This window comes from Flavobacterium sp. (genome assembly GCF_965277525.1).
Taxonomy (GTDB): domain Bacteria; phylum Bacteroidota; class Bacteroidia; order Flavobacteriales; family Flavobacteriaceae; genus Flavobacterium.
On record NZ_CBDIDC010000011.1, the window covers coordinates 765,397 to 779,735 of the forward strand.

General features: G+C 36.1%; 14 protein-coding genes. 4 read left to right on the plus strand and 10 right to left on the minus strand.

Features of this window, described 5'->3' with window-relative positions:
- The first annotated feature begins 121 nt into the window (after positions 1-121).
- From ACQY44_RS23865 to ACQY44_RS23875, 3 genes are read left to right on the plus strand one after another with little or no spacing between them, the layout of a single operon-like run.
- Positions 122-2,542: a TonB-dependent receptor domain-containing protein gene (locus ACQY44_RS23865; RefSeq protein ID WP_428232774.1), complete on the plus strand. Its 2,421-nt coding sequence runs from the start codon at positions 122-124 to the stop codon at positions 2,540-2,542.
- Between the two features lie 16 nt (positions 2,543-2,558).
- The gene (locus ACQY44_RS23870) at positions 2,559-3,587 is read left to right on the plus strand and encodes a sensor histidine kinase (RefSeq protein ID WP_428232775.1); all 1,029 of its coding nucleotides are present in this window, start codon (positions 2,559-2,561) and stop codon (positions 3,585-3,587) included.
- 1 nt (position 3,588) lies between these two features.
- Entirely contained in the window at positions 3,589-4,308 is a 720-nt protein-coding gene (locus ACQY44_RS23875; RefSeq protein WP_428232776.1) for a LytR/AlgR family response regulator transcription factor, read from the plus strand.
- A 156-nt stretch (positions 4,309-4,464) separates the two neighbouring features.
- Here the strand turns inward: ACQY44_RS23875 and ACQY44_RS23880 are convergent, their stop codons facing one another.
- Both ACQY44_RS23880 and ACQY44_RS23885 read right to left on the minus strand, forming a co-directional pair.
- Positions 4,465-5,631, minus strand: a complete 1,167-nt coding sequence (locus ACQY44_RS23880; RefSeq protein ID WP_428232777.1) for a serine hydrolase domain-containing protein — start codon at positions 5,629-5,631, stop codon at positions 4,465-4,467.
- 143 nt (positions 5,632-5,774) lie between these two features.
- On the minus strand, positions 5,775-6,587 hold the full coding sequence (locus ACQY44_RS23885) for a helix-turn-helix domain-containing protein (RefSeq protein ID WP_428232778.1): 813 nt from the start codon (positions 6,585-6,587) through the stop codon (positions 5,775-5,777).
- 344 nt (positions 6,588-6,931) lie between these two features.
- Between ACQY44_RS23885 and ACQY44_RS23890 the strand changes: the two genes are divergently transcribed.
- Entirely contained in the window at positions 6,932-7,192 is a 261-nt protein-coding gene (locus tag ACQY44_RS23890; RefSeq protein ID WP_428232818.1) for a DDE-type integrase/transposase/recombinase, read from the plus strand.
- Between the two features lie 116 nt (positions 7,193-7,308).
- Here ACQY44_RS23890 and ACQY44_RS23895 read toward each other — a convergent pair whose 3' ends face one another.
- The 8 genes from ACQY44_RS23895 to ACQY44_RS23930 all read right to left on the minus strand — a co-directional run bounded on the left by ACQY44_RS23895 (position 7,309) and on the right by ACQY44_RS23930 (position 14,302).
- Positions 7,309-8,325, minus strand: coding sequence for a chemotaxis protein CheB (locus tag ACQY44_RS23895; protein ID WP_428232779.1), 1,017 nt, complete (start codon positions 8,323-8,325; stop codon positions 7,309-7,311).
- A 1,404-nt stretch (positions 8,326-9,729) separates the two neighbouring features.
- Positions 9,730-10,914 (minus strand): DUF3570 domain-containing protein, encoded by a 1,185-nt coding sequence (locus ACQY44_RS23900; RefSeq protein ID WP_428232780.1) that lies wholly within the window; start codon positions 10,912-10,914, stop codon positions 9,730-9,732.
- An 18-nt stretch (positions 10,915-10,932) separates the two neighbouring features.
- Positions 10,933-11,166, minus strand: coding sequence for a DUF4266 domain-containing protein (locus ACQY44_RS23905; RefSeq protein WP_428232781.1), 234 nt, complete (start codon positions 11,164-11,166; stop codon positions 10,933-10,935).
- Positions 11,163-12,056: an FAD:protein FMN transferase gene (locus tag ACQY44_RS23910; RefSeq protein WP_428232782.1), complete on the minus strand. Its 894-nt coding sequence runs from the start codon at positions 12,054-12,056 to the stop codon at positions 11,163-11,165. Before ACQY44_RS23910 ends, ACQY44_RS23905 begins: the two co-directional genes overlap by 4 nt.
- 40 nt (positions 12,057-12,096) lie before the next feature.
- Positions 12,097-12,531, minus strand: a complete 435-nt coding sequence (locus tag ACQY44_RS23915; RefSeq protein WP_428232783.1) for a thioredoxin family protein — start codon at positions 12,529-12,531, stop codon at positions 12,097-12,099.
- A gap of 106 nt (positions 12,532-12,637) precedes the next feature.
- Positions 12,638-13,327, minus strand: a complete 690-nt coding sequence (locus ACQY44_RS23920; protein WP_428232819.1) for a VIT1/CCC1 transporter family protein — start codon at positions 13,325-13,327, stop codon at positions 12,638-12,640.
- Between the two features lie 4 nt (positions 13,328-13,331).
- Positions 13,332-13,730 (minus strand): hypothetical protein, encoded by a 399-nt coding sequence (locus ACQY44_RS23925; protein WP_428232784.1) that lies wholly within the window; start codon positions 13,728-13,730, stop codon positions 13,332-13,334.
- A gap of 134 nt (positions 13,731-13,864) precedes the next feature.
- A complete protein-coding gene (locus tag ACQY44_RS23930) occupies positions 13,865-14,302 on the minus strand; it encodes a hypothetical protein (RefSeq protein ID WP_428232785.1) in 438 nt (145 codons plus the stop codon).
- Between the last annotated feature and the right edge of the window lie 37 nt (positions 14,303-14,339).

The window sequence follows — 14,339 nt, forward strand, 5'->3', positions numbered from 1 at the left end:
TTAGAAACAATCTTGAAACGATATACAATTGGTCAAGGACTTTTGCCCATAGGTCAAGAAAGTTTTCTTACTATCTAATACACGGATAGTTTTGCCTTTATTAATGTAATGATAAAACAAAATGAAGGTAAAAAAAGCAGGTTTATATCTATTGATATTCATATTATCGGCAGGGCTGCAGGCTCAAATAAAAATTTCGGGAAAAGTAATCGACGGTTTTCAATCCTTACCAGGTGTGAACGTTGCAGTACTGAAACAGAATTCGGGTTATGTAGCAAATACTGTAAGTGATTCCGTTGGGAATTATACAATTAAAAACATACATGCAGGAAGCTATCGGATATCTTTTTCATCAGTTGGTTATAATAAAAAAGAAGTTAGTATAAGAGTTGATTCAGAAAACGTACAGTTGGATGATATTATAATGGAGATGGAAAGTATCGAAATGGAGGCAGTTTCGGTTACAGCCAAACGCGCTGCATTTAAAATAGAGCCTGGAAAAACTACAGTTGATCTTGCTGCTTTTTCACTAGGATCGGATGGATCGGTTTTAAATACGATTGGAAAAATTCCCGGGATATTAATCATGAATGATGGAACTGTTTTACTAAACGGACAGCCTGGCGCAAATGTGATGATAGATGGTAAGTTAACACATCTTACGGGAGAAAACTTAGTGAACCTGCTTCGTTCTATGCCAAGCAGCGCTGTTGATAAAATTGAAATGGTGTCTCATGCTTCTTCTGAGTATGATGCAGCAGGTACAGGAGGATTTATAAATATTAAGAGAAAGCGAAAATCAGCAGAAGGAATGCATCTTAACCTTTTATCAAATGCAGAAGCCGGAAGACGTTTTAGACAGAATCAAAACTTATCTTTTCAGATTCAAAAAGATAAATACACATTATATACCAATTATTCGTTCTACAGCGGACAAGATTTTATTTGGATTAATTCATCTCGTGAGTATTTAAAAAAGAGTTCAGATGACGATGATGTGAGACTTGATATGCGGGCAGACCGCAATTTTAGTTCTAACTCGCATTATTCTAAGACAGGACTGGATTACGAATTGTCAAAAAAACTAAGTATGAGTGCCGATGTATATAGTAACTGGTTTAGAAAAAATAAAAATGAAACCGCGTTATCTGAATTTTTTCAAGGTTCGTCTTCGAAAGATTTTTCACTTCATACGCAAAATGATCAATATTCTCATCATAGAAAATTGGGAGCAGGGATAGGTCTTTTTTATAAATTCAGCACAAAGCTAAAATGGGAAAACGAATTTAATATTCTTTCTTTTGAACAAAAAGAAAAGCTGGATCAAAAAAGTAAGATGGATAAGTTTTCTGATCCTGTCTCAGAAGATGTATTAAAGGGAAAAATGGGTGGAAATATCCAGATTGCTAACCTTCAGTCAAGTATTGGTTACAAAATGTCTGATAAATTCTCCTTTCAGTCTGGTGTTAAATCTTCTTGTGTTACTATTGATAATACTGCTTCGTATAATTCATTGCAGTCTGGCGCTTGGCTTGAAGATAAAAAATTGAGCAGCAGTTTTCTTTATAAAGAACATGTATTAGGAGTTTACTTGCAGTCAGGCCAAAAATGGTCACCGCATTTTTCTACTGAAATGGGAATTCGTTTAGAATTAACAGATACAGAAGCACGTTATGCTTTAGCAAGTCGTGATTCTGTACTGATCCGATCTTATGGCCAACTGTTTCCAACTTTTTCAGCTAGTTATAGTTTTCAGCAAGGACATACGGTTTCTCTTCAGTATGGCAGGCGCATTGTACGTCCTAATTACAGGGACCTTAATCCTTTTACAGAAGTGAATGATCGTTATTTACAAGAAAGAGGAAACACTTCGCTTAATCCTGAATTGGTTCACAATCTGGAAGCCTCATGGCTTGTAAAATCCAAGTATGTGTTTAGTATGTTTTATACTATTCGAAAAAATCCTATTACCAAAAGTTATCTCACTGAGCCAGATAGTGACGCTACTATTGTAATGCCTCTTAATCTTAAACAAAGTTATGCTTTGGGGCTTAGAGTAAGTCTTAATAGTATCAAACCAATAAACTGTTGGGCATTGCACTTTAATGGCTCTATCAGTTATAAGGAGTTTTACTGGCTTGAAGCGGGCAGTTTCTACAGTAACAACCTATTGTCTCCAACAATTCAGATTAATAATCAATTTATTCTGCCACATGATTGGGCTCTTGAAGCTACAGGGTATTATAGTGGTACAATGGCAGAGGGCCAGGCCAGGATTGGTTCACTTGGTTCTGTATCCATAGGGGCAAGAAAAAGTTTTTTTGAAAACAAGCTAGGCCTGTATGTATACATCAATGATGTTTTTTTGACTAACCTTCAGAATATTACTTTACGTAATAGCGTTATCGCCGGAGCTTACCAGGAACGCCGTGACACCCGTATGGCAGGAATAACACTTTCCTGGAAGTTTAATTCACAGAATCCTTCAAAGGCGATAAGAAAAACAGAAAATACAGAAGAAAGTAAACGTATCAATTTGTAAATTAGAACCCGTGAAAATGATTAGCAATAAAAAAATAGCAATTGAATGGATATACCCCGCAGTTTGGGGAATTCTAATGTATAATGTACTTAGAGCAGTTACAGATCTTACACACCATGGTATTTTTTGGGAAGGGGATATTAAGCTGCATTTGGTTGCGTTACTGCTTTCTATACTGCTATGTTATGTAAGCAATGTTGTATGGCATGGCCAGCTTTGCAGGACAGTAGAATTTAGTAAAATGGGAAGGGACTATTTATTGGTTCTTGCACAGCTTCTCATTTCGCTGAACCTCATACTCATTACAGGACAGAGCGCTGGTTTTTTATTTATGGGGGCAGGGTGGATCGATTATATGCTGATTAATGTGGTCTATATACCATTATTGCTCATTTTTTATACATTTATACGTAACAGCTTAAGAGATAAAAATGTACAAAAAAAAATGCTGGCATTAGAAAAATTAAAAGCAGAAAAAAACGAAGCAGAACTTGATTTCCTAAAATCCCAATATCATCCACATTTTCTTTTTAATGCCCTAAACACTATTTATTTTCAGGTAGATGAAAGGAATGAAGAAGCAAAGAAGAGCATTGAGCATTTATCAGGACTGTTGCGTTATCAGCTTTATGATGTAAACCAGGAAGTGCCATTTTACAAAGAAATAGCGTATTTACGTTCGTATATTGCCTTTCAGCAATTGAGAAAAACAGATAAGTTAGCTGTGAATGTTAATATCGATGCTATTTTACAGGAACAACCTATACAGCCATTGTTGTTTCAGCCGTTATTGGAAAATGCATTCAAATACGTATCAGGATCATATGAGATAGATCTTGTATTGAAACTAGTAGAAAACAAAATTCACTTTATATTGAAAAATTCAGTTTCAGATAAGCCAGTATCTTCAGTGATTAAAGACAGCGGTATAGGACTTAGTAATCTAAAACGCAGACTAGAACTGCTTTATCCGGAAAAGCATCAATTATTGACAAAAAAAGAGAATGCCTTTTTTGAGGTCACACTCATTTTACAAATAAAATAGTATGGAGATAAAATGTATTATTACAGATGATGAACCATTAGCACGTAAGGGGATTAAAGGATATATAGAGAAAACAGATTTTCTTTGTCTTACAGGAGAATGTGAAAATGCAATTGAACTCAATAATCTGCTTAAAAAAGATACTGTTGATGTTATCTTTCTGGATGTTGAAATGCCGGGACTTACAGGAATGGAATTTCTGGCCTCTGTGGAAAATCTGCCCAAGATCATTATTGTATCTGCTTATGAGCAATATGCCTTAAAAGGATATGAACTCAATGTATTTGATTATCTGCTAAAACCAGTTTCTTATCAGCGTTTTCTAAAATCGGTCAATAAACTGCACGCTGCAATAGAAAAAGAAGAAAAAAACAATAAGGCTGATTATATCTTTATAAAAGTAAATAAGAAAACAAAAAAAATGATGTTGAAAGACATTCTTTTTATAGAAAGCATGGAGAATTATGTACAGGTTCATACAGCTGTTTCTAAAGAAATGGTTTACTGCACACTTAAAATGATCTGGGAGAGTCTTCCGCCAGAAAAGTTTATTCAGATACATAGATGTTACATTGTGAATGTTGAACATATCCAAGCTATAGAAGGCAGCCGTCTTGAAGTAGGATCACATGTTTTGCCTATATCCCGCAGTATCAAAGATAGTATATACAGCAAGTTTATAACAGGAAATTTTATAACAAGAAGCAAAAATGACCAATAAATACAGATCGTAACTTTATTGATTGTATTTAAAAATTTTGAGTCAGAAGATCGTGTTTAAATGTTCTGATGGCTGAACTTGAATACAGGGAGTTTATTATATTTTCCAATTGCGCCGGTGTGCCGAGGCAATTGGATTTTTTTTATTACAGGCCATCTATTTTATCAGATCGATTACCTGTTTACCAAAGTCTGAAAAATTATCTTTTTCTTCCTTATGACTTTGATGGCTTATCATTCTAAGGGCAACAATATGATTTATTGGATCAACAATGATGTAATTACCTAAATATCCGTCGGCACGATAGGTCACCTTGCCGCTAAATTCTCTCTTGCGAAGACGTAACCCCGATGTTAGATTCTTACTAATATCCTGATAAGGGTTATCGCCGAAAACCGATCGCAGTTTTGTCAAATACTCCTCATTAGAGTTGTAAACGCCTTTCATTTTAGTGGCTTTTTTGATGAAGTCTTTTGATATATTATTTTTTTTTAATTCGGTGATAATTTGCTCATCAACAATTGAGATTGTGTTTTCATAATCCAGCCACCATAACATTCCGTAGCCTAGATACTGGGCAGATGGTTTTACAACTTCATTGATATGCTCTTCAGAAATGATCACATTATTATCGTATTTTCCTTTGTTTGCCAGTAAGAGCCCGAGTTTAATCATATCTTTCGGCTTAATTTGGCATCCGGACATAACGTGAGGATTTCCTTTCTGGTCCAAAGTCCAGCTATAATCTGTAATCTCCAGATTTTTAAAAAGTCTCTCCCCAATATATTCATCCATACGTTTACCGGTTATTTTTTCGATTACACCGGCCATAAGATTTAAAGATTTATTATTGTATTCCCAAACTTCCCCCGGTTTTTTTGAAAGTTCGGCGGCAATGGCCAATTGTACAAAATCTGCACTAGGATAGATTTCTACAGACGCATTGGGATTGTTTTGCATACCTGAGGTCATATTAACCAAATGCCGTATGGTAACAAACTGTTTTTGACCTTGCATCCATTCAGGGTAATATTTGGCTATTGGAGCATCCAGAGTTTCAATCAATTGATCGGTAAGCATACAAGCGACTGCAAGGCCTACTATACTTTTGGTGCAGGACATGCCTTCAATTTTAGTGTCTGGCTGTCCAATTCCGAAATATTTTTCAGCAACCAATTCATTGTCTTTATAGATGATAACAGCTTCTGAGTTTGTCTTATTAGCCTTTGCTAAAAGTGCTTCAAGTTTATTTTTGTTGATATTTTGTCCATAAGTATGAACTACCAGCATTCCCAGGATTACTATTAAAGCTTTTTTGCGCATTTCTTTTTTTTAATTAATTATTCCACTTATTTGATTGAATTATAATTGTATTCAATTCAGAATTGCTTTATAAACATTTCAAATATTTCAATGGCAAAGAAAGTAAATGGTTCGCTTTTGAAATTGTAAAAATGGAAACAGTATTAAATAAAAAGCCACACATTTTCTTTTTCTGTATCTACATTTTTGAAGAAAAATTTCGGGTTGTTATGGGGCAGGTCCTGAAAATCTTTAATAAAATGCGATTGATCATAGAATAGGTTATCGCACGATAATTCGGTTAAGTTTTTTGCTTTGTTTTTTTCAATAATTGATCTTCTGAATCGATGTATTTTTCGATATTCTGAGGGGGATTTTCCAACATGTTTTTGAAATATTTTACTGAGGTACTGTCTTGAAATTTTATACCTCTTTGCCAGTTCAGTTATTTTGGCATCAGCTTCTATGTCCTGGATCAATTCCTGAATCAGTGACACATCTTTTTCTCTGAATTTAGATAACCAGTAAAGTTCAAGAGTTTCAATCTGTTTTTGCCTGTCCGTGATATTGAAAATTTTCTCCATTTCCTCTTTAAAATCAGTATACGGATCGAATTCAATTTTCCTAGTATGATCTTTAGAATAAAAAAAATCTAGGTTTTCGATAAAAGAATTCAAGCCCAGTGGCTTAAAATATATGGTAATCTCATTGATGAGTTTCAGATACGATATTTCGATTGGAGTATTATAACGGTAGATGATGTTAGAAACAATGTTATTTTCCTTTGAAGGAGTAATTATCATCATTGCGTCTCTATGGGTCAAAGCAATATTCTGCGCAATAGCAATAATAACATAATTATTAGGGAATGTGCGATAGATTAAAGGATCAGACGTAGAATCTTCCACAATAAAATAAAATCCTTCGATATACTTTTTGAGCAGCGTATTTTTTGGTCTGTAAAATTCCAAATTCATTTTAATGATTAGATTATTAAACTTATCTATAAGCTAAATGATAATGTAAATTTACAATTTTTTATATTTTTCAAAATTAAAGGTGCTATTTTATTCTATAGTCTTAAGAGGTTTTCTCGCATCTGGAATAACTTTTATCTTTAGAATTTTAAACCCATCGAAAAATGAATGCCAAAGGTCATTGTTATTAAAAGTCTATTATTCTGCAGGCAGTATATTTTAAGCTTAGGTTTAATTTAAGTTATCGGGATGTTTAAGAAATAATGAAGATAAGGGGAGTGCTTGTGGATCATGCTACGATTCAGAGCTGGGTTTATAAATTTACACCCTTCATTGAATCAGAGATGAAGAAGAGAAAGGTCAAAGTCTATAACAAGCGTTCGTTCTCAAAGATTAAAGTCGGGCAGTGTAAATATCTTAACAATGTTGTCGAACAGGATCATCTTTTTATCAAGTGGCGCATCCAAAACGCATTAGGCTTTAAAAGTTTTGAATCGGACAAACGAACCTTGAGTGGAATTGAAGTTGTGCATATGCCCAGAAAGAATCAGATGGTTAGACCAGGGATAACTATGTTTAAATCATTCTGTAAATTGGCAATTTAATTTTAAAATTACTAAAATTCTTATATTTGATTCTGACAGATGCGACAGAACCGCGTTAAGAAATAAGTGCAGAAATTGATTGGACGGATATATTTTTATTTACTTAAGTTTAAAAATCAGATCGGAGAATCACTTATACTTGATTTATCATCAGCCAGTAAAATACTTCGTATCCTGTCAATATGCACCTGTGACATTGCTGCCCTTTCCTTGGCAGAGGCGGCTATGCTTCCTTTTTGATCATTTGCTATGGTGGTAAGCAGATTTTTTCTTTCTTCAAACATTCTTAAGGCAGTCCACATGGTTTCTTCGATTTTCTTGGTCTGTTCTGCCAGCAAAGAAGCGGCTGTATAGGCATGACCTGTATGACAGCGATATCTCAGTCCGGGTCCTTTGTTCATTTTCCACAAGACACCTCCACAGCCTGGGCAGTTAAAAGGAACCTGTTCCCCCAGTGAATTGACAGAAGGCAGGTCGCTCAATACACGTTGTGCGATTTTGACTTCCTTTACAATGCCTTCTGGAATTGCCCGTTGTTTCTTGGGTTTTCTTCTCATCAGGGTCGAAAGCACACTGCCCATCTCTGCGATGGGTATACAATAATCCGGTTTCATTTGGTTCAGTGCATTTTTAGGCATATCGGGATAATCAGCATCCGCAGGATCCTGAACAATGCTGATGCCTCCACATCTTTGGATGGCTATAAGCCCTGCTGTACCGTCATCGAGATATCCTGTTAAAAGTATCCCTATTGTTCTGTTTCCAAAAGATGCTGCTGCCGATCTGAACAAAGGGTCGATTGCAGGGCGTGATCGATTCTCCTGCGCACCTTTGGTGACCAGAAGAGTACCATTTTTTTCAATCATAAGGTGATGATCGGAGGGGGCAAAATAAATATGGCCCGATTCAATCTTATTTCCCTCTTTGGCATGGACGCATTTTAGTTTTCCTTTTTCATTCAATACATTTAACAGCGCATTTCCTGTCGCATCAGCAGAGATATGCTGAACAATCAGCAAAGGAGCCGGGAAATCTTTTGGAAGCTGTTCCACCAACTTTATCAGGGCTTTCATTCCCCCTGCAGAGGTACCTACTACAATTATAAAATTATTTTTCTCGGGAATTGCTTTCATATCATAAAAGTAATCAATTAAAGCGGACCATACTTCAAATTCAAAAAATAGAAATTTGTAGTACTAGGGAAGTACTGCTTAAAAGAATTGCCGGCTGCAGCTCAATATCATAAGATTAGTTTTTGATATTAATGTAAAAATTAGCATTACATAGATAAGCTCCTTTTTTATATTCTGTGTTCTTTGGATACTCAACCCAATATTGTAGAAAATTATGTTGCATTCTAATAAATTAGATGCATGAATAGTGACTCTAGCTTTTTATTTTTTCCTTATGATATCCCTTAAGCCATTTTTCCATTCTCTGCAATAGCTGCACTACTTTAGGATCACCTGCAGGATCAGGAAGCCCTGTAATGGTCCTTTCATAAATAAATCTTTTATCCTCAAACTGGCCGGTAAATTTTGGGACCTCATTGTGTACGGAGAGCCATTTGCCGGGGCCTGAGATGGGGGATGTTTTTTTGATGCCGTTAATTATCGCTGAGATACATCAGCTGGATTTTGAGCCGGGGCGTGGCAAGTCCCTGCTTTTTTTATGGCTGACTGCAGAAAAGCGGGCTGAGCTCTGCAAGACATGGATTAATCGGGTATTGGGAATTGCTGGCGGAATTTAATTTGGAGTGGTCAGCATCGTCAATTGTATATAATGCTTTTTTTTGGAGCTTTTTCCCCCTATACGTTCCAATCTTTTGTGCCGAACACCAACACAAACGGATTTTCACTGCTATCGGGGCTATGGTGCAGCGGGCTCAATTTGTCTTTGGAGAAATGTAAATTTGAAACCAATTGTTGTATTTCAAATACAGCAGTGCAAAAAAGTAAACAGGCTTTACGGCTGTAAAAGCAGTAATCGATGAAGAACTCAAAGAAAGAGCCGTGCCTTTTCAACTTTGCCAAATAATCGTCTTTTTAGGCTCATGAAACAATACATAGCGTATTGCGGCTATATGCCAATAAGAAAATTAAAGGTTATAATAAAAAATGGCGTCAATTGTCTTCAATTGGCGCCATTTGGCTGTGGTGACCTCGACGGGACAAATTACAACATCTTTTTTGGATGATTTGAAGAGATTGGCTTACTACTGGTAGGGTATGACTTTCAGCGGCTTGAGCAATTTGGTTTGGATGTCCTGTTGGGGATTGATGTAAATTTGTATCTGACTTTATTTTTTTTTATATGAGAGTAGCATTAAAATCGTCTTAGCTTTTTATGGTAAGAAAGATAACACTTCCAATTTCCTAATAGATCAAAATTACCACAGTTCTTTTTGAAAGTTTGTTCAATTCCTGAATAAAATGATTCCTAAACAAAAGAGCACTGATTGTCTAAAATTATAAACCACCATCGTCAAACGACTTTGGTGGTTTTTTAATGAATGTAATTTTGAATTAAGTTTTTAACTATTTGTATTTAATGTTGATACTTATAATATCAGATGTCATATTAGTAGTCCTTGTATAATGTCCATAACGTATCTCCAGTGTATTCCAGTGTTTGAGGCCGAAGATTCCGTTTAAAGGCGTGAATTTCATTCCCATACCAAAGAAACTGCTGTCAAACTTAGACAAATCATAGTTACTGGTGTAATATTCATCAGCTGCAGTATGTTCTCCGTAGGGTTTAAAATATTTTGTTCCTGTCTGAGTATAATATCGGTAAAACGGGCTCACTGAAAATGCCTGCGTTAATTTTACCGGAATTTCAAGATCAGCGGTATGTGCTTTTAAGCTCCAGTCATCTGTATAATAGCGGTAGTATGCCCTGATAATCATATTGTCTCCTAAAAAATAACTTGCTCTGATTCCCAGTGGAATTTTAAGTCTGGTATCCGGCATTTTTTCCTGATGAACAGAACCGTCTGCAAAATAAACCCTGTGAAAAGGAAGGCTCAGATAGCCATTTTGGCTGATAACATCGCCTACAAGCATTACCTGAAGATTTTTGTTTACCACCTGAGAATAGCTTAACGTTCCTGCAAAAGTATTTCGGTTCGCGCTTCCGTAACCTTCCTGACCGGCAGGACGAAGCTCAACGGGTTCAATTAATTTCAGCTGATCTATGAAAGTTTGAAATTTAGCTGTAAATTCTCCGTTTCTGTCTTTTGTTTTTTGTGAGAAGCTAATATTTCCTCCAAAAGACTGATAATCAAATTCGGTCGATGATGAAACGCCAATACCCAATGTTCTTCCTTTTTCTTCATTTTCTCTCAAATATGTTAGAGAAGGGTAGAAGCGATTGTCTGAAGAGGATGCCGATGAATTGGCACTTAAATCAATCATATCTGATGATGCTGATGTGTAATGATCAATACCAGCTTCAATATCAAAAGTATGCTTGATTCCGGTTTCCCCGTATTTCACTAACTTAACATCAATGGTATTGGCAATATCGGTAAGATGTTCCGTACCAATTCCTCCTGTAACGGCAGAGTTGTCTCCATTTTGCTTATAATAACTGGACACTAAGTTTACTTCTTCCAGTTTTAATTTTTTGCTTTTATAACTGGTAGAATCCGTAGGAACATTTTGTGCTCTGGTTTGAAATAATGCCAGCAAGGCAAATCCTGTAATGAATATTCTTTTCATTTTTTGATCGTATGAAAATTAGTTACAGCCGCAGCCACCACCGCTTTTTCCTGAATTTGCTCCGGAAGCTCCTTCTCGGTAGGATTGAAAACTCAGTTCTGTTTTTTCGATTTTCCTATTGGAGAGCACCATTTCAGAATCGTTGATTTTTCCTTTCTGGTATTCCTTTACCGAAGTGCAGGAGGTGAGTAGAAGGCCCGTAAAAGCAATGCTGCAGAATAGTACGAGCGCTTTTTGTTTTGGCTTTTTCATTTCAGGTTAATGTTTTTAGAAGTGTAAATTTTATTGTTGTCGTCGATGATAATACAATATAGATCTGCTATCTGATCTATTAAAAACAAGCCTGCTTTAATACCCATAACCGCTATTGGTGTGGCCATTGCATCTGCAAATTCTGCATTTGACGCGATAATGGTCACGCTTTTTATTCCGGTTATCGGAAGTCCTGTTTTTGGGTCAATGGTATGTGAATATTTCTTTCCGTTAATGGTTACGAACTTTTCATAATTTCCCGATGTTGCGACCGCTTTATTGGATATTTCCATATAAGAGAATGCTGCATTTGGAGCATCAGGATCTGCCACGCCAATGGTCCATTTTTTGCCACCCGGCTGTAATCCCCAGGCAGAGAGATCTCCGCTGGCATTGATAATACCGCTCTGCACATTGTTTTTTAGCAATACTTGTTTTGCCATTTCGGCAGCATAGCCTTTTCCGATTCCGCCAAAACCAATTCGCATTCCTTTTTCTTTTAAAAATACGGTGGTGTTTTCTTTATCCAGAATTATGTTTCGATAATCAATAAGATGCACCATTTTTTTTGCTGTGAGTTCATCAGGTAGACTGGTCATTGTTTTATCAAAATTCCAAAGACTTTTATCGATACTTCCGTACGAAATATCAAATGCTCCTTGCGTAATTCTGGAAATTCCAGAGCTTCTTTCGATAAGATTAAAAACTTCAGGATCTACTTTTACAGGTGCAATTCCCGCATTGTCATTAATCAGGTTGGTTTGGCTATCGGCTTTATAAGTAGTCAAAAGTTTTTCGATGCGTCTGATTTCTTCAATGGCAAGATTAATATTCCTATTTCCGATATGCTCATTTTCGGCCACAACAGTAATAGTAAAGTTGTTTCCCATGAGTTTTAGGGACTCGGAATATTTTTGGTCTTTGGATATATTATTTTCGGCTGTCACAGATCGCTTTTATTTCGGCTGTCCACTGCTCAGGAGTAGTTTCAGGTTTTCCGTGCCAGGTTTTAAGTACTTTTCCATCCGCATCAAGAAGCAGGGTTAAAGGGAAACTTCCTTCTTTATTATAAATCTCGGCTAAATCTTCGTTTCGCTTTACCTGCTGGGGCGTTCCAATGTTTTTCTTTTTTCTTGGAAAATCAGCATTAACGAGTACCAGATTTTCATTGGCCATCTCTGTGAAAGCCTGATTTTCCAGATAGTCTCTGCGCGTCACGATACAAGGCCCGCACCAGTCTGAACCGGAGAAGTTCAATAGAATTAATTCGTGCTTTTCCTTTGCTGTTTTTTTTGCATTAGTAAAGTCAGGTTCCCAGTTGATGGGAAGCACTGTCATTAAAAGGAACATTGTAATTAGTTTCATTTTACGGATTTGTTTTTAGGTATATACGAAATAACGAATTGTCGGGTATCTTATTTTTTTTACTTGCTTAAGATTAGATTAAATGTTAAATCAAAAAAACTATTTTCTAAGCAGTCTGCACGCCAAAAAGATAACCAACGAGTGCTGAGGCTGCCATGGCAAAAGTACCCCAGATACAGATACGCAATACAGCTTTTATTGTTTTTGATCCGCCCGCTTTAGCGGCTAATATTCCCGAGAATGCCAAAAAGAGTATTGAAAAGCCATATTGATACAATACCATTTCTTTGATAGGGGCAAAAATAGCCACAAGTAGAGGGAGCAGACCTCCAATAATAAAGGATATGGCCGATGCAAAAGCTGCAGTTAAAGGATTGGCCTGTGTGATTTCATTAATTCCCAGTTCATCCCGCGCATGGGCTTCAAGGGCATCATGAGCCGTTAATTCGACAGCAACCTGCCTGGCCAGTTCTTTATTTAATCCTCTTTGAATATAAATATCGGTGAGTTCTTCCAGTTCTTCTTCTGGCAAGGTATTGAGCGCAATTTTTTCTCTTTTCAAATCGGCAGTTCCTACATCAGACTGGGAACTTACCGATACATATTCGCCTGCCGCCATAGAAAGCGCACCTGCTACTAAACCTGCTACGGCAGCCAGTAAAATAGGCTCTCTGGTAACACTTGCCGCTGCCACGCCAATCGCTAAACTGGTGGTCGATAAAATTCCATCGTTTGCCCCCAGGACAGCTGCTCTGAGCCATCCGCTTCTATTGATATAATGGTTTTCGCTGTGCATAGTTTTATAGTAATTTAACCCAGTCCCGATCATCATTGCTTTTTTCAACTCCTCCAAAATTAGTTTTTAGAAACTGCCTTATTTGAAATTGTGTTTTATTTTTGGTCTTATTTTGCCAGTCAATAAAATCATAAATGTGAATTTTTTTGGCATTAGTGTTCGTAATAAAAGTTATTCCATATATTAGAGTTTTGTAATGTTTGATTTGTTGTAAAGTATTTCGATTGGGAACCACAACAAGTATGGTTTCCCAATCAAGAAAATTTTTGGGTACATCTTCACGGTCTATTAATCCCAGAAATTCAAAAAAAGCTATTATTTTTTTATCATTAAGCTTCTCTATATTTGAATCAACTGATTTTAAAAAAGTTTGAAGTTTTGCCTCATCCTGAATTGTATTCATATTTTTTTTTGTTTTATATCATAAAATTACATCAACCCATTGTAAAATAATGGATTAATACTTGTAGGATGATTCTAAATTTTATACTACTGTTTTGAGTTAGTAAAAATTTTAATGAAATAATCCGTTAGAAGTTACCTAATTTCAGAATGTCTGATTTCTCCGCCTGTAGTTCCTGTCTGCTGGCCAAAGTATAAAACTGCCAAAGAGTATACCATTACAGCCAATGCAATATAATTAGCATATGATTTCTCTTTCCAATTGCTCCATAAAGCAGCTATCGAACCTATGCCCAATAAATAGGATAGTAAAGCAAATACCTCTGCTTTTTCTTCATGTTCATTGATTAAACTTTTAGAGATTCCGTCAATTTGTTTTACCACGTGCTCGGCACCTTCGCCTGTTGCTATTGCTGCAAATCCCGTAATTGCTCCCAGTATAAAAATACAGTAAGCTGTTCTTTTTACAATTTCAGATTTTACTATAAATCCGCCTATGAGTATCAATAAACCTGCAATGGGTATAATAATAGGCAAGTGGTTCAATACTAAGTGATAATGCGCTCCGTTCATAATGTTTTGTTTTAAAGTATTAATTTTCTATTCTTCT